We start from the raw sequence: 18,652 nt of genomic DNA on the forward strand, positions 1-18,652 counted from the left end.
CGGGTCAGGAGGCGCCGAGCGTGCGGCGGGCCGCCCAGCCGAGCAGCAGCAGTTCCAGCACGGAGAACCCGAGCAGCGCCGTGGCGCTGGAGAACCAGACCAGCGCGACGCCGATCAGCAGGATCGGCAGCACCAGCCCGGCGTAGGCGACGAGGAACAACGCCGCGAGCGTCTCCCCTCGCGAAAGCGGGTCGGCCAGCGCCGCCACGGTGCTCACCGACGCCCGGAAACCCAGGCCGAACCCGGTCCCGCCGAGAACGCCACCCACCAGGAACGCGGACAGCGAACCCGCGAAGACCGCGACCGGGAGCACGACCAGGCCCGCCATCATCAGCCCGAACCCGAGAGCCAGCTGGACACGGGTGCCGAGCCGGGCGAGCAGCACCTGCGCGAGCGCGGCCGACCCGAGCATCGCGAACGGCGTCACCCCGGCGAGCAGCCGGGAGCCCTGATGCAGACCGGTCGCCAGCAGCGTCGGCGAAAGCGCCATGAACAGCCCGGAAAGCGCGAACGTGGCGAACACGCCGATCGCGGCACCGGTGAACTTCGGCCGCGCGGCCACCGGCAGGGTCACGCGCTGCGGGCGGTAGGCCGGGCGCTCCTCCCGGCGCTCGACCGTCTCCGGGACGAGGCTCACCACGACGGCTTCGAGCAGCAGCAGGATCAGGAAGACCACGAACGGCGTCGTCAGCGGGCGGGCGACGAACTGCGCGAACAGGCCGCCTGCCAGCGGGCCGAGCGCCAGGCCACCGGCGTTGACCACGGTGGCGGCCAGCCCGGAACGGCCGGGATCGGCCTCCGGGCGCGCGACCACCCGCAGCTCGGACAGGTGCGCGGTGGCCGTCGCGGTGATGATGCCGACCCCGGCACCACTGATCAGCCGGGCGACGATCAGCACCGGCACCTGTCCCGACACCAGGAACAGGGCCGCGGCCAGCGCCTCGGCCAGCAGCCCGGCGAGGATCACCCGGCGTCGCCCGAGCCAGTCGCTGACGTGCCCGGCGAGGTAGAGGCTCGCCATCACGCCGACCGCGTACGCGGCGAAGACGACGGTGACGACGAACGTCGGGAAACCGTCCTGCCGCTGGTACAGCGCGTACAGCGGGGTTGGCAGCGTCGAAAACGCCATCGCGGTGAGAAACGCGACGGCGACGACCACGAACCCCGCGCCGTGGCTCACCCGCCCCACGCGAACGGGACGGGATCGGGTGGCGATGTCGAACATGGCGGAACCTTCCGGCGGACGAACTCTTCGTCCTCTACCCTGCGCCCCTCAATTCACCAAGTCCAACGAACAATCTTCGTCTCAGTTATCGCCGGTACCGATAACATGGTGACCATGGACAACCGGCAGCTCGCTTACTTCGTCGCGGTCGCCGAGGAGCTCAGCTTCACTCGCGCGGCGCGGCGGCTGTTCACCGTGCAGTCCACCGTCTCGGCCGCGATCACCGCGCTGGAAACCGAACTCGGCACCAAGCTCTTCGACCGCTCCACCCGCCGGGTCGCGCTCTCCTCCGATGGTGCGCTCTTCCTTCCCGAGGCGAAAGCCGCGCTGGAAGCCTTCGAGCGCGCCCGCGCCGTGGTGCAGCAGACCTCGACCGGGCTGCGCGGCAGCCTGCGGCTCGGCACGCTCAGCTCGGTGGGCCGCCTGGACCTGCCCGCCGTGCTCGGCGCGTTCCACCGCAGGCATCCGCTGGTCGACATCCACGTCACCGTCTCGGTCGCGGGTTCGACCGGTCTCGCCGCGGACGTCCGTCAGGGCAGGCTCGACGCGGCGCTGGTCGGGCTGCCCGCCGCCGATCTCGCCGGGCTCCACACGCTGCCGATGGGCAGCCGTCCGTTCGTCGCGATCCTGCCCGCGCGGCATCCGGCCGCGGCCCGCCGCGCGGTGCGGCTCGCGGACCTGAGCGGCGAACGTTTCATCGACACGCCAAGGGGATTCGGCAACCGCGTGCTCACCGACCGCGCCTACGACGACCTCGGCTCCCCGCGCCGGGTCGCGGTCGAGGTCGCCGATCTGCGGGTCATTCCCGACTACGTCCGGGCCGGGCTCGGTGTCGCGATCGTGCCCGAAACCGAAACCCCGCCCGGCGACGACGTCGTGCTCCGCCCGCTCACCCCCGGCCTCGACTGGCCGCTCAGCTTCGTCACCCCGTCCGCGCAATCACCGGGCCGGGCCCTGCGCACCCTGGAAGAAGCCCTCGTCGCGTGGTCACGGACCTCGCCCTGACCCGGGCCGTGGTCCCCTCAGGCCACATTTCACCTCTTTCGCTACCACGGGTAATTGACGGTGAGGTCGATCCACAACTGCGCCTGGCGTTGCGCCCGCTCCACTTCGGGGGTCCCGACCTGATGACACCATGTCCGGCCACTCTGGCATGCGGTGCCGTCCACCTTCTCCCGGCCGTGTAACTCCCACGGATACTTGCCCTTCTTGGCTCGCGACAGCGTCCACGTGCGCGCTCCCTCCTGAAACCGGTACTCGTCGCGACCCACCACGACCCAATTTCCGGATACCTGTTTCCGCTGCGCTCGTTTCGCCATGGCCGTTCACGATTCCCGACATTTTTCTTTCTCCGTTATTTCCCGTGCCCGCTCGCGGGACCTTGCTCGCCGCGCTCGTGGGAGGCCCGCGCGGGCCCGTCCCAGAACCCAACAGCGCCGCCCACCACCGAGCGACCCAGCCACACCGCCGATGCCGACGCCGCCCGCACATGCGCTGCTCCATCGACCGCGGCGACCCCCGCGCCACCACGACGCGTCGGCAGCTCGCGCACGCCGCCCCCGGCTCCGCCACCAACGACGCCGACAGAAACCGAACCCCACACAACCCCTCGAACACCCCACCCGCCGCCACGCCGGACGCGAACGCCTCCTCAGCCACCGCGTGATCACACGACCCATACGCAGCCGTCACCCACGTCAGATGAGCCCGCCGCGTCGGCGGTGCGGCAGCCATACGCCGGGTTGTCGTCGTCATGGATAGAGCTTCGATCAATTGCCGCATTCTCAAGAGGGCGTTCTGGGGGGCATCGACCGAGGCACCTAGGGCAATCTGGCCGCCGTTCTCGCTGGTCACCGAGGTACACTGGGCACATACGTCAGTGAGGGGACCGCAGTGGCCACGCCGAACGCGAAGTTGCGCGCTATGCGCGAAGCGACGCCGTCGCGTGCCAAATCTGGCGAGTTTATGACCCGTTCTGAGCTTGCTGACGCCGTGAACGTGTACCTCTGGGAGACCAGGGAAAAGCGCTACAGCCTGGACGCCGACGCCATCAAGCGATACGAAAGCGGCAAGGTCGGCTGGCCTGGCGAGGCGTATCGCGAAGGGCTCCGGGCGGTGCTTGGAGTCGTGACGGACGCCGATCTGGGGTTCCGGCCAACCCGGCGAGGCAGCAACAACGCCGGCGTCGCGCCTACCCTGGTCGAGTTTCCAGCCGCAACGCCAGACTTGTACGGACAGGTTGATCTTGGAGTCAGTCCGGCGGAATTTCTCGCACGAACCTCGGTAGAGACGCCGGTCCCTCGGCAGATCGGCTGGACGGACGTCGAGCACGTCCGCGCGACAACCCGCGCAGTGGCGATGTCGGAAAATCTCTTCGGCGGCGGCCTGTCCTGCGAGGCCGCTCTCGCACAGTTGCGGTGGGCTGGTCGATTGACTGAAGTGCAGGCCACCAACGCCGTGCGCAACGCAATGTTTGAGGCAGTAGGAAATCTTAGCGGCGTCGTCGCCTACTCGGCTTTCGATATCGCCAACTATGGGGCAGCTGACGACTGTTTCCAATTTGCACTATGGTGCGCCGACCGAGGAAACTCTTGGGCACTGCGCGCGAACACTCTTGCGGAAATGTCACGTAAGGCTTCCTACCTCGAGGATCTTGACCATGCGCTCTCGTTGATCGAGTTCGCGCAAGTCCGCCCGGACCGCGTATCGGCGACCGCGCGCGCCATGCTGTGGACGATCCGAGCGCGACTACTGGCCCTGACTGGCAGACTTGACGACGCGGTTGCCGACGTGGACCGGGCGGACACCTACTTTGCGGAGCGCGACCCTTCGTCCGATCCGCCGTGGTTGTGCTACTACGACGAGGCCGAGCATCAGGGAAGCACCGGCAAGGCTCTTATTCCGGTTGCGCGCGAGCGGAGCCAACTCGAATTGGCCGCACCTCGATTAGAGACGGCAATTCGGTTGCAGGACTCGAATTATCCAAGATCGCGCACGTTTTCTCGCACCCGGCTCGCGGCGCTGATGATGGCAGTGGGCGACCCACGCGAAGCTGTCTCTGTCGGACGACAAGCCGTGGTCGATGCCGTCCCCTTGCGATCTCAACGGATCGTGCAAGAACTGACCGGGCTGGCGGAAGTGTCCGAACCCCACGCACGCATCGAGGACGTTGCCGAGTTGCGGCATGACATTACCTCGCTAGCGCTGTCCGGCACCTGAGAGCATCGCCGGTGTGACAGCGAACCTGACGACCGCAGAGGGCGTGCTCGCCGCCGCCGCTCGGATTGCCGGCCTTGAGATTGCGGGGGCCAGGTTGATCCGCGACGGCTCCAACGTGATGTACCGACTCCCCGGCGGCGTGGTGGCCCGGATCGGCCAGCCCAACTCGGAGGACACCGCCCACCGCGAGGTGCTCGTATCCGAATGGCTCACCGGCGTGGGACTACCGGTCGTGCAGGTGTTGGCCGACGTGCCACAGCCCGTCGTCGTAGCAGGTCGGCCTGTCACCTGGTGGGCGTTGCTGCCCGCGCACCGGCCGGCGACACCAGTCGAACTTGGCTCGGTCCTGCGTGCCTTCCACGCTCTACCCGAGCCGGAGAAGCCAAACCTTCCCACGCATGACCCAACCGCCAACCTTGATCAACGCATCACCGAGGCGCCAGGCCTTGGTCACGACGACCGCACATGGCTCCAACACCACCTGACGCAACTACGTTCGCAGTATCGGCAACTTGCTCCCGAGAAGCCGGATCAGGTGATCCACGGGGACGCGTGGCAAGGCAACGTCGCAGTGCCCAACTCAGGCCCTCCGATCCTGCTTGACCTGGAGATGGTGTCCATCGGCCGCCGTGAATGGGACTTGATCCAAATCGCGGTGGACCATACCGACTTCGCCAGGATCGATGCCGAGGACTATCACTCGTTCGTCACCGCGTACGGCGGCTACGACGTGACCACCGCGCCTGGATACCGGACGTTCGCTGACATACAAGAACTTCGGTGGGTCTGCTTCGCACTAAGCAAGGCCGATGTCCGTCCCGACGCCGCCCGCCAAGTGCGCCACCGCATAGCTTGTATACGCGGCGACCTACCTCGACCTTGGTCCTGGGACGCGATCTAGGCCGAGGCACGGTCCGTGAATGCCACATCGAGAGACTCTGAGTCCCTCGATGTGGCATTCACGGACTTGCCGGGACGGGTTACCGGGCCGTGGTCCCGGCTCTCGTCGCGGCCGGGGCGTAGCCGGCGGGCCGGGTGGTGAAGGTCCCCCGGCCCCGCGTCCGGCCGCGCAGCCGGTCCGCGTAGCCGAACAGCTCGGCCAGTGGCACGACCGCGGTGACCGTCGCGGTCCCGGACCGCACGGCCGAGGCCACGACCCGGCCGCGCCGGGCCGCGAGGTCGCCGAGCACCGCGCCCACGGCGTCCTCCGGCACCGTCACGACGACCTCTGTCACCGGTTCCAGCAATCGCAGCACGGCGGCGCGCAGTGCCTCCCGGAGCCCGAGCCTGCCCGCCGTCCGGAACGCCGGCTCCGAGGAGTCCTTCGGATGCGTGGCGCCGTCGGTGAGGGTGACCCGCAGCCCGGTGACCGGATGCCCGCCGAGCGGCCCCTCGGCCAGCGCGTCGCGGCACCCGGCCTCGACCGCGCGGACGTACTCTCGCGGCACCCGGCCGCCGATGACGGCCGAGGAGAACACGAAACCGCCGTTCTCCTCGACGTCCCCCGGCTCGACGTCGAGCACGACGTGGGCGAACTGGCCCGCGCCGCCGTCCTGCTTCACGTGGCGGTAAACGAAACCCGGCACCCCGCCGACTACGGTCTCCCGGTAGGACACCTCGGGCCGTCCGACCGCGATCTCCAGCCCGCGTGCCCGGCGGATCTTCTCCACCGCCACCTCCAGGTGCAGCTCCCCCATCCCGGACAGCAGTGTCTGCCCGGTCTCGGGGTCGGTCCGGACCGACAGCGACGGATCCTCCTCGACGAGGTTCGCCAGCGCCGCGGCCAGCCGGGTGGCCTCGGCACTCCGGCGGGCCTCGACGGCCACCGACACCACCGGATCGGCCACCACCGGCGGTTCGAGCAGCAGCGGCGCCTCGCGAGCGCACAGCGTCGCGCCGGCGCGAGCCGCCTTCGGCCCGGCCACCGCGACGATGTCCCCCGCGACCGCCGTGTCCACTTCGGACTGACGGTCGGCGTGGACCCGCAGGATCCGCGCGACGCGTTCGGCGCGCCCCGCGCCGGCGTCCCGTACCTCCGTCCCCTTCCGCAGCGTTCCCGAATACACCCGCAGGTACGTCAGCCTGCCGGTGGCGGCCGCGACCACCTTGAACACCAGCGCGGCGAACGGCGCCGCCGGATCCGCCCGCCGCTCGCACTCCGTGCCGTCGAAGGTGCCGCGCACCGGCGGCACGTCCAGCGGCGAGGGCAGATAGGCCACGACCGCGTCGAGCAGCGGCTCGATCCCCCGGTTGCGGTAGGCCGAACCACACAGCACGACGAGGCCGTCGCCGGTCCGCGTCAGCTCCCGCAGTGCCGAGGCCAGTGTCCGCGCGGACACCTCGCCGTCCGCGCAGAACTCCTCCAGCGCCACCGGATGCAGTTCGGCGACCGTCTCCTCCAGCAGTCGTCGACGCCGGTGCGCCTCGTCCCGCAGCGCCTCCGGCACCGGGCCCACCTCGGCCGTCCCGCCGTCGCCGGTCCAGGTCAGGGCGCGCTGGCGCAGCAGGTCGACCACCCCGGTGAACCCGTCCTCCCGCCCGATCGGCAGCTGGACCACGAGCGGTACCGGGTGCAGCCGCCGCCGGATCGACTCGACGGCGGTGTCCAGGTCGGCACCGGCCCGGTCGAGCTTGTTGACGAACGCGATCCGGGGCACGCCGTGCCGATCGGCCTGCCGCCACACCGACTCGCTCTGCGGCTCGACGCCCGCCACGGCGTCGAACACCGCGACCGCGCCGTCGAGGACCCGCAGCGACCGCTCCACCTCGTCGGCGAAGTCGACGTGCCCGGGGGTGTCGATGAGGTTGACGCGGTGACCGTCCCACGCGCAGCTCACCGCCGCGGCGAAGATGGTGATCCCGCGATCGCGTTCCTGGGAGTCGAAGTCGGTGACGGTGGTGCCGTCGTGGACCTCGCCGCGTTTGTGTGTCGTGCCGGTGGCATAGAGGATCCGTTCGGTGACAGTGGTCTTGCCCGCGTCGACATGGGCGAGGATGCCCAGGTTGCGGACGGCGGAGGTCGGGTGGACGGGATTTCGGTGGTCGATACGCATGGCTTCGGCCGTTCTCGCGAAGGTCCGGATCAGGACTGCGCGATTCCCGCGGCGCACACCGCGCACCACCGGGGACACCCGGCCGGTGCGTTCAGGAGGTTCGCCGCGTACTCCGGTGCCCGCCGCGCGGCGGGCACCGGGCGCCGGGAGACACCAGGATCACCGCGTACCGCGGCAAGGGAGCGACAGCGCTGTGACGGCGCACGGCCCGCTCCCTTCGTCTCTCGCGGCGCGCCGCCGACCGGCGGCGCGTGATCCACGAGGAGGGTAGAGCACCCCGGCCCGGCCGGAAACCGAATTTCCGCGCCGTGGCCGGTGGTCCGTGAATGCCACATCGAGGGACTCAGAGTCCCTCAATGTGGCATTCACGGACCTGTGCGGGACCGGTCACGCGGAGAGTGTCCGTTGTGGACAGAGCGGGCCGGTCAGGGGTTCAGTGCGACACCGTAGGCGGCGATGGCCGCGGTCAGCGGCTGGAACCAGGTCACGGAGACGGTGTCGCCCGCACCGGTCATGCCCAGCCCGGTCGAACCGTCGTACCAGGGGCCGCCGCTGTCGCCGTGGTCGGCGTGGGTGTCGGTCTTCACCATGCCGCGCACGGTCTGGCCGTCGCCGTAGTCGACGGTCTCGTTCAGCGCCTGCACCGAACCGCAGGTGACCTGGGTGGTGCGTCCGCTCTTGCAGATCTGCTCGCCGACCGTGGCGTCGCCCGCCTTCGCGATCGGCTGCGTGGACCCGTCGTACAGGTTCACCGCGCCGGGGGCGTCCCCGGAGTCGTTGCGGATCAGGCTGTAGTCCGTCCCGGGGAACCGGGCGTCCTCGGTCGGGCCGATCCCCTGCCAGTACGGCAGGCCCTGCGCGCAGTGCCCGGCGTCGATGATGTAGTTCTGCCCGCCCTTGTTCGAGTTGAACCCGGCCGAGCACACCGACTGCCCGTCACTGATTTCGTCTCCGTCGTAGACCAGCGGCCGGAAGACACCGCGCGCGCGTTCCACCCGCACCCGGTCACCGAAACCGCGCGCCGCGTCGAGCAGGCCGGCGGCCTGCTCCGGCGGGGCGGCGTCCGACACGGTCAGCACGACCTGGTCACTCCTCGGGTCGAGACCGGCCGAGGTGTTCGGCACCAGTTCCAGCGCGGCCTGGACGGACTTCAGTTCCGCGGTCCCGTACCGCACCGCGCGCGGGGTGGCGCCCGCCGCGCGGACCAGCTCGGCCGAGGGCGCGTCGAGCACGTTCACCACGGCCGAACCGGTGCGGGGATCCAGATAGCCGCCCGCCGCGCGGGCGCCGAGGCGCCGGTCGAGATCGTGGATCCGCACCGCGCCGGCGCGCTGGACCGCGAGCACGTGTGCGGCCCGCGCCGGATCCACACCCGTCGTGGCCACCAGGTGGCCGATCGCCACCGACGCGGCCGTGGGCGCGAACGTGCCGTCCGGCGCGGCCACCGCCACCGGGGTGCCCACCACCGCCGCGGTGGCGCAGGCCGCCACCACCGGCAGCACGGCGCGTTGTCGTAACCGTTTCTCCACAGGGATTTCCTTCCTGCCAGGCGCGATACCGGCCGGTGCGTTATTCACCGGCGGTCGCGAGAACGGGCAAGGCGCTGTCCAGGTTCCTCCGGAGCCACGGCGATGAGAACCGACGTTCGTCGTGCGTTTCACCCCGCGCGAAAAGTGACGACCCGGGAAAAACACCATCCGGAAAGGAAAAACACCACGCCACGAAACCATGGTCCACAATGGACCAAGTTCCGCGCGGCCTTCCTCCGCCCGCCCGGACGTGTCATGCTCCGAGGTCATCCGGTATCCGCGGAGGCGCCCCGTGAACCAGCCGCAGGAAGACGCGTCACACCCGTTCGACAGGCGGACGATGCTCAGGGCCACCGCCGCGACGGCACTCCCGATCGGCGCGGGCGAACCACCGCCGGGCGTGCTGGAGGGAATCCGGCATGGCAGGCGCTACCGGCTGCGCGAACTCGGCATCGTCATCGGCGAGCTGCCGCCCGGCCGGTACAACGCGATCACCGACGTGCCCGGGGTCAAGGTCGGCTACCGGACGCTGATCTTCGACCGGCCCGGCCCCGCCCCGAACCTCGCCAGGACCGGCGTGACGATCATCGTGCCGCGTGACGAACCCGTCTGGCGCAACCACTGCTACGCGGGCGTCCACGCGCACAACGGCAACGGCGAGCTGACCGGCGCGCACTGGATCGCCGAATCCGGCTGGCTGACCTCGGACATCGGGATCACCAACACCCACCAGGTCGGCGTCGTCCGGGACACCCTCGTCAGGATCGAGGCCGAGCGGAACAAGGCGCTCACCTGGCGGCTGCCGGTGGTGGCCGAGACCTGGGACGGCCCGCTGAACCAGATGAACGGGTTCTGGATCACCGAGGAGCACGTCCGGCAGGCGGTGGCCGACGCGCGCGGCGGCCTGCCCGCCGAGGGCAACGTCGGCGGTGGCACCGGCATGTCCTTCTTCGGCTACAAGGGCGGCAGCGGCACCTCCTCGCGCACGGTCTCGCACCACGGCACCGCCTACACCGTCGGCGTCTTCGCGCAGACGAACTTCGGCAGGCCCCGCGATCTCCGGGTCAACGGCGCGCCGGTCGGCGCGGAGTTGCCGCCGCCCCCGCCACTCGGTCCCGCCCCGGACCTCTCGCAGGGATCGTGCATCATCGTCGTCGCGACCGACGCCCCGATGCTGCCGGACCAGTGCCGTCGGCTCGCCGAACGCGCGGGGATCGGGCTCGGTGTGGTCGGCGGCGCCGCGTCCAACGGTGACGGCGACATCTACCTCGCCTTCTCGACCGGAAACGACATCCGCCCCGGCACCCCGGTACGCCAGGCCGGTGCCATCGACAACGACGAGATCGACCCGTTCTTCCACGCCGTCATCGAGGCGACCCAGGAAGCGCTGCTCAACTCGGCCACCAAGGCCGAGCGCATGACCGGCAACCTGGGCACGCGCGAGGCGCTGCCCCTGCCCGAACTCGTCGAGATCCTCAAGCGGCACCGGCTCTATCCCGGCGGCCCGGCCTGACTCGCTTTCACCCATACCGGTCAACCGGTTCGCGCGGCCGAGTTGCGACGCCGCGCGTACAGCCGGGGCCGGGATCGGCTGTGCCAGTATCGAGAGGCCTCCGGAGCGCGACCGGGCTCCGGCCCACGGAAGGACACGGTGTGCACGCGACAGGCGGCCCAGCACTCAGGCACCACCGGCCGCCCGGCGTCGACACCCTCCGCTACACCGCGCGGCGGGGCCTCGACGCCATCGCCGATCCCGCCCACCGGGCGATGGTCGCCGACGTCCTGTCGTCCGGTCTCCTCGACGAGATGATCGCGCTCACCGATTCCTTCGACCCGGCCGTCGACCTCGCGCAGGCCCGCGCCGACGCCGACGCGCTCACCGCCGAGTTCGCGGCCTTCGGCGTCACCGTTCCCGCGGCCACCACCCGGAACATCACGCTGATGCGTGCTCTCATGGCGCCCATCGCGGACGACGCGCTCGCCCTCGCCGTCGATCGGATCTGGGTGTTCACCACCAACACCGACGACGTGTGCTGCCACGACAGCGCCGAAGCCGGAGCCATCCTGCGGGCGGGCATGCTGCCCGGACTGTCCGCGTCCTCGCCGAACAGCCGCTACATCCAGCACATGTTCGAGGAGGTCGCCCCGTTCTGCGATCCGACGTTCCTCGCCGCCTTCAAGAACTTCTTCTACAGCGCGATCACCGGCGTCCTCATGGAGGCGGAGTTCAGCCCGGAGGCGTCCGACGGGGTGGACAGCGACTTCGTGCGCGTCTTCAACGGTTTCTCGCAGTTCTGGTTCACCTCCCTGCAGTTCACCGACCCGAGCCTGAGCGCCCACTCCCACCGGGGTTTCTGGTCGGCGGCACTCAGTTCCTGTGTCGCGTTCCTCAACGACGTCAACGACGTCCTGTCCTTCTACAAGGAAGCGGTGCACGGCGGGGACTTCGCCGCCAGCCGGCTCTACCGCCGGTCGATCCAGGAGGGCGTTCCCTACCTCACCGTCTACCGCCAGAGCCTCGCCGGCGGTCTGGCCGCCTACCGTCGCGTCCTGGAGCTCGCCACCGAGGAGCAGCGCCCGCACCTCGACCGGTACATGACCGGCTTCGCGTACTGGCATTTCCACTGTCGCCGCTACCGATGGCAGCACATCTTTCCCGGCCTGACCCAGATCGACCTCTGACCCCGACAACTCGTCAGGGCAGGTCGAAGGCCAGCAGCGCGCTTCCGTGCTCGCTGGGGTACATCGGCTCGTACCCGGTCTGGACGTAGAGCGTGCCGTGCGCGACCACCGCGCCGCCGTTGCCCGCGATCGAGCCGCCCCGTCCCGGAATCCCGTTGGCACCGGCGAAGTCCCGGACGGTGTCGTACTCCCACAGCACCGCGCCGGTCCGCGCGGAGTACACCCGCATCTTGCCGTCGGTGCTGCCCTCGTAGACCAGCCCCGGGCTCGATGTGACCGCCGGGGTGTGCGCCAGCACGCACTGGCCGGGGTACCGCGACGCGCCGCCCTTGGCACAGCCGTCGGCGGGGTTGGGCGTGGTCCACACGACCTTGCCGGTGGCCGGGTCCAGTGCGTTCAGGGTGCCGGGCCCGGCGTAGTAGGTGGCCGCGTACAGGTGGGTGCCGTCGTAGCTGGCGCCCCACTGGATCCCGGTGGCCCCGCCCAGCGGCGACGGGACCGACAGCTGCCGCCGCCAGCGCACCTCGCCGGTCCGCGCGTCGAAGGCGTGGTAGACACCGCTCTTCTGGCCGACACCCACCAGCAGGCGGCCGTGCACCGGGAACAGGTTCGGTGCCGCGCCCAGATCGAAGTCCAGCGCGGTGTTGTCCTTGAGGCCGGGGCAGTATCCCTCGCCGTCGGGGACGTTGCACAGATCGCGCCAGCTGTCCGCGTCGGTGACCCGCTGCTTCCACCGTACCGTGCCGTCGACGGCGTCCAGCGCGAACAGGGTGTCGAAGTCGCCGCCGTTCCCGGAGTAGTTCTGCCCGGTGCCGACGTACAGCGTGCCGGTCGCCTCGTCGATGACCGGCGAGCCCCACACACCCGCGCCGGAGGGCTCGTAGCGGGTCGCGCCGCTGGGCCAGGTCGCTACCGCCCGCGGTTCGGGAACCGTGTAGTGGCGCCAAACCAGCGCCCCGGTCCCGGCGTCGAGGGCGTCGATGTGCCCGCGGAAGGTGCAGCACGGATAGTCCTGGCCGACACCGTGTTCGGCACTGGACGCGCCGAGGTAGATCCGGCCCCGGTAGTACAGCGGCGAGCTGGTGTGCCAGCCGCGTGGATGGGTTTCGGTGTGGACCGACCAGAGCAGCTTCCCGGTGTGCTGGTCCAGCGCGTACACGAAACCCCTGCTGTCACCGAAGAAGACCTTGCCCTCGGCGACCGCCGCCCCGGTCGCGCCGTCGAAGGCGACCCCGTCCAGCGGGCCGGGGCCCGCCGGGCCCAGATCGAACCGCCACTTCGGTTTCCCGCTCCTGGCGTCCACCGCGTGGAACTTCCGGTCCGGCCCGCCGAAGAACACGGTGTCACCGACCACCGCGGGCTGGCTCTTGCTCCACGCCCCGGTTTTCGGGTACGCGAAGGCCCATTTGAGCTTCAGTCTCCCCACGGTGCCCGGCGTGATCCGGTGTTCCGCGCGGCTGAACCGCGACCCGGCGGGGTCACCCTGCCAGCTCGGCCAGTCGCCGCGCGCGATGCCCGCGTCCTCGCTCGCGGTGGCACTCGCCGTGCTGCCGAGCAGCACCACGAGGCAGAACAGGACAAGCCGGCCACGTGCACGACGCACGGGAACCACCCCCAGTCGGTGACATTCCCACCAGCCTGGCAGTGGCGCCGGACCACGTCGATCCGCCACCAAGACGAGATCATCCGCCGCCGCGCCCCGCCAAATGGCCGCCGCCACGGGGAACGCGGACGCCGATGCCGTGGCAGGCCACCGGCTTCGCGGCTCAGCGGGAGCGCAGCCAGTCGCGGTAGCGCGTGGTGGCGAGGTGGGCGCCCTCGGGCGCGGTGAGCACGTCGCCCTTGACCGCGGCGAACAGGCCCGCGGTCTCGTCGACGACGACACGGCGCCGGTCCCCGGCCGCCGCCAGCGTGACGCGGCCCAGTTCGTCGAGCGGGAAGACCTCCGGCCCGCCGATGTCGCGGGTGCCGCGCAGCGGGGTGCCCGCGGCGACCTCCGCCACCGCGGCGGCGACCTCGGCGGCGCTGATGGGCTGGATCGGCGTGGTGGGCAGGCGCACGACCTCGCCGTCGGTGGTCCACTCCAGCGTCGCCGGGACGAACTCCATGAACTGGGTGGCCCGCACGATCGAAAAGGGGATCGGGCCGGCCTTGACCAGGTCCTCCTGCAGGGTCTTGGCCCGGTAGTAGGCGACGTCGGGCACCTGGTCGACGCCCACGATCGACAGCGTCACGAGATGCCGGACGCCCGCCTTCCCCGCCGCGGCCACCAGAGTGGTGACCGTGGTGCGGAAGAAGTCCAGCGAGGCCTCGTCGAAGGTCGGCGAGTTGGTGACATCCACGACGACCTCGGCGCCGCGCACGGCCTCGTCGAGCCCCTCGCCGGTGAGCAGGTCGAGCCCGGTCGAGCGGGAGTGCCCGGCCGCCCGGTGCCCCGCCGCGGTGAGGTCGCGCACCACCTGGGAGCCGATGAGACCGGTGCCGATGACCGCGATGTCCATGCCCTGTCCCTTCCGCCGGGCACCTCCCGGCGAACTCGGATATCTGTTGTCCGGGATATTACTCGGACAACTATTGTCCGAGTCAAGACGTGTGGTTACCCTGTCCCGGTGAAACTGTCCGGTGGAGTCGAGTGGGCCCTGCACTGCTGCGTGGTGCTCACCGCGGCGTCCCGGCCGGTGCCCGCGACCCGGCTGGCCGAACTGCACCAGGTCTCCTCGACCTACCTGGCCAAGCAGTTGCAGTCGTTGTCCAGGGCCGGGCTGATCCGGTCGGCCCAGGGCAAGTCCGGCGGATACACGCTGACCCGGCCGGCCGGGGAGATCACCGTGCTCGACGTGGTCGAGGCCATCGAGGGGACCGGCCCGGCCTTCGTGTGCACGGAGGTCCGGCAGCGCGGTCCCCTGGCCTGCCCGCCGGAGGCGTGCACCGCCCCGTGCGGGATCGCGCGCACGATGTACGCCGCCGAACAGGCGTGGCGGGACAAATTGCGGGAAGTGTCGATCGCGGACCTCGCCCGCGGCGTCGACGCGGACTACGAGGGCGAGGTGCTGGGACAGGTCGGCGGCTGGCTGGCCGCCGAGCGTTCCTGACCCGCGCGCCAAGATCGAAAGCGACGTCCGAAACCCGCCGGTGCGGGAGGCCGGGCCCGGGCATGCTCGACTCGTGCCCGCCGTGCTCTCCCCCGCTCCCGCGACCACCCGGCCCCGGCGGGGACTGCTGCTCGTGGTCCTGCTTTCCGGGCAGTTCATGGCCAATGTGGACAGTGCGGTGGTCAACATCGCCGCGCCGTCGATCCGGATCGGCCTCGGCACCGGAGAGGGACCGCTGACGCTGGCGGTGTCGGGGTATCTCATCGCCTACGCGGTACTGGTGGTGATCGGGGCCCGGCTGGGCGCGGGCCACGGCCGACGTCGTCTGTTCCTTTGTGGACTGTGCGGATTCACCGCGGCCTCGCTGGTCTGCGGGATCGCGCCGGACATCGGCTGGCTGATCGCCGCCCGGCTCGCCCAGGGCGCGGCGGCGGCGCTGATGGTGCCGCAGGTCCTCACCGGCATCCAGGCGCACTTCACCGGCACCGGCCGGGTCCGGGCGCTGGGGTACTACGCGGTCGCGCTGTCCGGCGGCGCGGTCGCCGGACAGGTGCTGGGCGGGCTGCTCGTCGCGGCCGACGTGTTCGGCACCGGCTGGCGGGCCATCTTCCTGATCAACGTCCCGCTCGGCGTGCTCCTGGTGCTGGCCGCGCGGCGGCTGCCCTCGGACGAGCGGGACGGGCCGCGCGGGCTGGATCTGCGCGGCGCGGCCGTCCTCTCGGCCGCCGTGCTCCTGACGATTGTGCCGCTGGTGCTCGGCCGCGACCACGGCTGGCCGCCGTGGGTGTGGCCGTGTCTCGCCACGAGCGCGGCCCTGTTCGTCGTGTTCACCCGGCTCGGGAAGGCGGCCGAGGCACGCGGGAGGCGGCCGCTCATCGCGCCGAGCCTGCTCGCGAACCCGGTGGTACGCAACGGTTTGCTCGCGCACGGCCTGACCACGGCGACCTACGTCGGCCTGCTGTTCGTGCTCGCGCTGTACCTGCAGCAGGGCCGGGGCGCCGGACCGGCCGAGACGGGCCTGTCCATGGTGTCCTGGGTGGCCGCGTTCGGGCTGGCCGGACTGGCGCTTCCCCGGGTCCCCGCCCGTTTCCGGAGATTCGCGCCGACGGCCGGATGCCTCCTGCTCGCCGTCTCCTACACCTCGCTGTGGGTCTCGCTGCTGGCCACCGGCGGTCCGGGACCCGCGCTGATCCCGCTGCTCGGCCTCGGTGGTCTCGGCCTCGGCACCAGCGCGAACTCGCTGATCGACCGCATGACCTCGGCCGCGGCCCCCGGACACGCCGCGGACCTGTCCGGCGTGATCAACACGAACGGCCAGCTCTGCGGCGCGCTGGGCGTGGCCGCCGCGAGCACCGCCTATCTCGGGCTCCCCCTCGACACGACCACCTCGTTCGCGGCGGTACTGGGCGGTTTCGCCGTCCTCGCGCTCCTCGCGTCCGTCGCCGCAATCGGCACCGGAAGGAAATGACATGTTCGCCGCCGCCCTGTTCGACCTCGACGGCACCCTGGTCGACACCGAACCCCGCAGCCGCGCCGCGTGGCGCCGGTTGTTCCTGGCCCACGACGTCCCCCTCGACGAGGACGTGCTCGCCTCGTTCGCCGGACGCCCCGGAAAGACCGTGCTCGCCGAGAACCACCACCGCTTCCCCGGCGAACCGGCGGTGGACGAGCTGTTCGCCGAGGCGATGTCCTACGCGACCGGCACCGCCCCGGCCCTGCCCGGCGCCGTCGCGCTGGTGCGCGCGCTGCACGAAACCGGTCTGCCCATCGGTGTCGTCACCTCGGGCACCCGCGACTACGCGCACGCCGAACTGGACGCGCTCGGCGTCCGTGCCCTGTTCGGCACGATCGTCACCGCCGAGGACGTTTCCCGCGGCAAGCCCGACCCGGAGGGCTATCTCCTCGGCTGCGCCCGACTGGGCGTCGAACCGGCCGGGACCGTCGTGTTCGAGGACGCTTCCGCCGGGGTCGAGGCCGCCAGGGCGGCGGGCACCTTCTGCGTCGCGGTCACCACCGCGGACCTCGCCGCCGATCTGGTGCTCGCCGACCTGACGGAGACGGGCCGGGCCCTCGGGGCCAGGCTCGGCCTCGCGGACGAGGCGTTCAGTACGCGGTGAGCCCGCCGTCGACGACGAGCTCGGTCCCGGTCACGAACGAGGATTCGTCGCAGGCGAGGAACAGCATGGCGGGCGCGATCTCGGCCGGACCGCCCGCGCGGCGCAGGGGTGTGCGCACGATGTCGGGCTGCCGATCGCCCTGCTCGTCGAGCAGCTCCTGGATCATCGGAGTGGCGACGACCCCGGGGTGCACGGAGTTGACCCGGACGCCGCGCGCGGCGTACTCGACGGCGGCGGTCTTGGTCAGCAGCCGCACGGCGCCCTTGGACGCCTGGTACGCGGCGGCCGCACCGCTGCCGACCAGGCCCAGCACCGAAGAGGTGTTGACGATCGAGGCGTTGCCCGAGGCACGCAGCAGCGGCATCGCGGTCTTCATCCCGAGCCAGGTACCGGTCTGGTTGACCGCGATCACCCGCTCCCACGCCTCGTAGGTGGTGTCCTCGATACCGGGCCAGTCCACGATTCCGGCGATGTTGACCAGCACGTCGAGACCGCCGAAGCGGCGCCGGGTCAGCTCGGTCACCTCGCCCCAGTTCTCCGCCGAGGTCACGTCGAGCCGGGCCGCCAGCACCTCGGCGCCCCCGGCCGACAGGCGGGTAGCGAGCGCTTCGAGGGCGTCCTCGCCGAGGTCGGTGACGACCAGGCGCGCGCCTTCGCGGGCGAACAGCTCCGCGGTGGCCTGCCCGATACCGCCGGTCGCGCCCGTGATCAGCGCGATCCTGCCGGTGAGCCGTCCGGTCATGGGTGCTCTTCCTTTCGTTGTGTTTGACGGGAATCAGGCCGCGGTGTAGCCGCCGTCGGCGGCCACCACCGCGCCGGTGACGAACCCGGACCGGGGCGAGGCGAGAAAACCGATCACCTCGGCGATCTCCGCCGGCTGCGCGACCCGGCCAAGGGGGTGGGCGGCACCGAAGGACCGCAGGTACTCCCGGCTGTCGGGGCGGAAGGTGTCGAGCAGGTCGGTCTCGATCACGCCGGGCGCGACGACGTTGGCCCGGATGCCGTGCGGGCCGCCCTCCAGCGCGAGCACCTTCGTCAGCTGGGCCAGCGCCCCCTTGGACGCGCTGTAGGCGGCGGCCTCGGCCATGCCGACGGTGCAGGCGAACGAGCCGACGGTGACGATCGCGCCGCCACCGCGTTCGCGCATCGCCCGGAACGCCTCCCTGGCGTGCAGGAACGCGCCGCGGGCGTTGATCGACATCAGCTCGTCCCAGTCGGCCGCGGTGGTCTCGGTGACCGGCTTGTTCACCGACCGGCCCGCGTTGCAGACCAGGATGTCCAGCCCGCCGAACCGGTCGAGCGCGGCGGCCACCGACCGCACCGCGGTGTCCTCTTCGGACACATCACCGACCACGGTGGACACACCGGCGAACCGGTCCTCGAGACCCGTCACCGCGGGGCGGACATCGGTGGCCAGCACCCGCGCGCCGCGGGCGTGCAGCCAGGCGACGGTGGCCTCGCCGACCCCGCGGGCGGCACCGGTCACCAGCGCGACCCTGCCCGCCAGCTCGCGTCCGTCCGCTTCGCCCGTCACCGCGCCCGCCCGGGGAGGTCGGCGGCGGACTCGCGACAGAGGACGAGGTGCTCGTGGTGGAGCACGGCACGCAGTTCCTGCCGGATGTACCCGTCTTCGGTGACCCACATGCCGGTCACGTCGTAGTCGTCTGTCATACGACCACCATCGGTGGTGGCGGGCCACGGTGCCAGGGCGTGCCGTGCCTGGGTGTGCCAGACC

Annotated in this window: 17 protein-coding genes; 8 read left to right on the forward strand and 9 right to left on the reverse strand. The window is 71.0% G+C overall.

What is annotated here, in order from left to right; genetic code table 11:
- Positions 1 to 4: 4 nt before the first annotated feature.
- Complete coding sequence (locus ABD987_RS37620; protein ID WP_345405836.1) at positions 5 to 1,225, reverse strand: MFS transporter; 1,221 nt, start codon at positions 1,223 to 1,225, stop codon at positions 5 to 7.
- 114 nt (positions 1,226 to 1,339) lie between these two features.
- Here ABD987_RS37620 and ABD987_RS37625 point away from each other — a divergent pair, with 114 nt between their 5' ends.
- Entirely contained in the window at positions 1,340 to 2,230 is an 891-nt protein-coding gene (locus ABD987_RS37625; protein ID WP_345405839.1) for a LysR family transcriptional regulator, read from the forward strand.
- A gap of 41 nt (positions 2,231 to 2,271) precedes the next feature.
- Here the strand turns inward: ABD987_RS37625 and ABD987_RS37630 are convergent, their stop codons facing one another.
- Positions 2,272 to 2,544, reverse strand: a complete 273-nt coding sequence (locus tag ABD987_RS37630) for a hypothetical protein (RefSeq protein ID WP_345405842.1) — start codon at positions 2,542 to 2,544, stop codon at positions 2,272 to 2,274.
- A 574-nt stretch (positions 2,545 to 3,118) separates the two neighbouring features.
- Between ABD987_RS37630 and ABD987_RS37635 the strand changes: the two genes are divergently transcribed.
- On the forward strand, positions 3,119 to 4,444 hold the full coding sequence (locus ABD987_RS37635) for an NsdA family TPR-like regulatory protein (protein WP_345405845.1): 1,326 nt from the start codon (positions 3,119 to 3,121) through the stop codon (positions 4,442 to 4,444).
- Positions 4,445 to 4,457: 13 nt separating this feature from the next.
- A complete protein-coding gene (locus tag ABD987_RS37640) occupies positions 4,458 to 5,345 on the forward strand; it encodes a phosphotransferase family protein (RefSeq protein WP_345405848.1) in 888 nt (295 codons plus the stop codon).
- Between the two features lie 79 nt (positions 5,346 to 5,424).
- On the opposite strand, the gene fusA is transcribed toward ABD987_RS37640, so the two are convergent.
- A complete protein-coding gene (gene fusA / locus ABD987_RS37645; RefSeq protein ID WP_345405851.1) occupies positions 5,425 to 7,497 on the reverse strand; it encodes an elongation factor G in 2,073 nt (690 codons plus the stop codon).
- A 425-nt stretch (positions 7,498 to 7,922) separates the two neighbouring features.
- Complete coding sequence (locus ABD987_RS37650; protein WP_345405854.1) at positions 7,923 to 9,026, reverse strand: S1 family peptidase; 1,104 nt, start codon at positions 9,024 to 9,026, stop codon at positions 7,923 to 7,925.
- 292 nt (positions 9,027 to 9,318) lie between these two features.
- Between ABD987_RS37650 and ABD987_RS37655 the strand changes: the two genes are divergently transcribed.
- Together ABD987_RS37655 and ABD987_RS37660 are read left to right on the forward strand one after the other, a co-directional pair.
- Positions 9,319 to 10,539: a P1 family peptidase gene (locus tag ABD987_RS37655; RefSeq protein WP_345405857.1), complete on the forward strand. Its 1,221-nt coding sequence runs from the start codon at positions 9,319 to 9,321 to the stop codon at positions 10,537 to 10,539.
- 140 nt (positions 10,540 to 10,679) lie between these two features.
- Positions 10,680 to 11,708 (forward strand): hypothetical protein, encoded by a 1,029-nt coding sequence (locus ABD987_RS37660; protein WP_345405860.1) that lies wholly within the window; start codon positions 10,680 to 10,682, stop codon positions 11,706 to 11,708.
- Between the two features lie 13 nt (positions 11,709 to 11,721).
- Here ABD987_RS37660 and ABD987_RS37665 read toward each other — a convergent pair whose 3' ends face one another.
- Positions 11,722 to 13,311, reverse strand: coding sequence for an outer membrane protein assembly factor BamB family protein (locus ABD987_RS37665; RefSeq protein ID WP_345405863.1), 1,590 nt, complete (start codon positions 13,309 to 13,311; stop codon positions 11,722 to 11,724).
- Between the two features lie 163 nt (positions 13,312 to 13,474).
- Positions 13,475 to 14,209 (reverse strand): SDR family oxidoreductase, encoded by a 735-nt coding sequence (locus tag ABD987_RS37670; RefSeq protein WP_345405866.1) that lies wholly within the window; start codon positions 14,207 to 14,209, stop codon positions 13,475 to 13,477.
- 108 nt (positions 14,210 to 14,317) lie between these two features.
- On the opposite strand from ABD987_RS37670, the gene ABD987_RS37675 reads away from it, so the two are divergent.
- The 3 genes from ABD987_RS37675 (at position 14,318) to ABD987_RS37685 (ending at position 16,917) form a co-directional block, all read left to right on the forward strand.
- Positions 14,318 to 14,800 carry an RrF2 family transcriptional regulator gene (locus ABD987_RS37675; RefSeq protein WP_345405869.1) on the forward strand — a complete coding sequence of 161 codons (483 nt, stop codon included), beginning with the start codon at positions 14,318 to 14,320 and terminating at the stop codon, positions 14,798 to 14,800.
- A gap of 73 nt (positions 14,801 to 14,873) precedes the next feature.
- Positions 14,874 to 16,268: an MFS transporter gene (locus ABD987_RS37680; protein ID WP_345405872.1), complete on the forward strand. Its 1,395-nt coding sequence runs from the start codon at positions 14,874 to 14,876 to the stop codon at positions 16,266 to 16,268.
- 1 nt (position 16,269) lies between these two features.
- A complete protein-coding gene (locus ABD987_RS37685) occupies positions 16,270 to 16,917 on the forward strand; it encodes an HAD family hydrolase (protein ID WP_345405875.1) in 648 nt (215 codons plus the stop codon).
- Here the strand turns inward: ABD987_RS37685 and ABD987_RS37690 are convergent.
- The 3 genes from ABD987_RS37690 to ABD987_RS37700 are packed head-to-tail and all read right to left on the reverse strand — an operon-like array spanning position 16,904 to position 18,588.
- Complete coding sequence (locus tag ABD987_RS37690) at positions 16,904 to 17,659, reverse strand: SDR family NAD(P)-dependent oxidoreductase (protein ID WP_345405878.1); 756 nt, start codon at positions 17,657 to 17,659, stop codon at positions 16,904 to 16,906. The two genes, ABD987_RS37685 and ABD987_RS37690, sit on opposite strands and share 14 nt — an antisense overlap.
- A 33-nt stretch (positions 17,660 to 17,692) precedes the next feature.
- Complete coding sequence (locus tag ABD987_RS37695) at positions 17,693 to 18,451, reverse strand: SDR family NAD(P)-dependent oxidoreductase (protein ID WP_345405881.1); 759 nt, start codon at positions 18,449 to 18,451, stop codon at positions 17,693 to 17,695.
- Positions 18,448 to 18,588 carry a hypothetical protein gene (locus ABD987_RS37700; protein ID WP_345405884.1) on the reverse strand — a complete coding sequence of 47 codons (141 nt, stop codon included), beginning with the start codon at positions 18,586 to 18,588 and terminating at the stop codon, positions 18,448 to 18,450. The genes ABD987_RS37695 and ABD987_RS37700 overlap by 4 nt, the downstream gene beginning before the upstream one ends.
- Between the last annotated feature and the right edge of the window lie 64 nt (positions 18,589 to 18,652).

This window comes from Amycolatopsis samaneae (assembly GCF_039541975.1).
Classification (GTDB): Bacteria; Actinomycetota; Actinomycetes; order Mycobacteriales; family Pseudonocardiaceae; genus Amycolatopsis; species Amycolatopsis samaneae.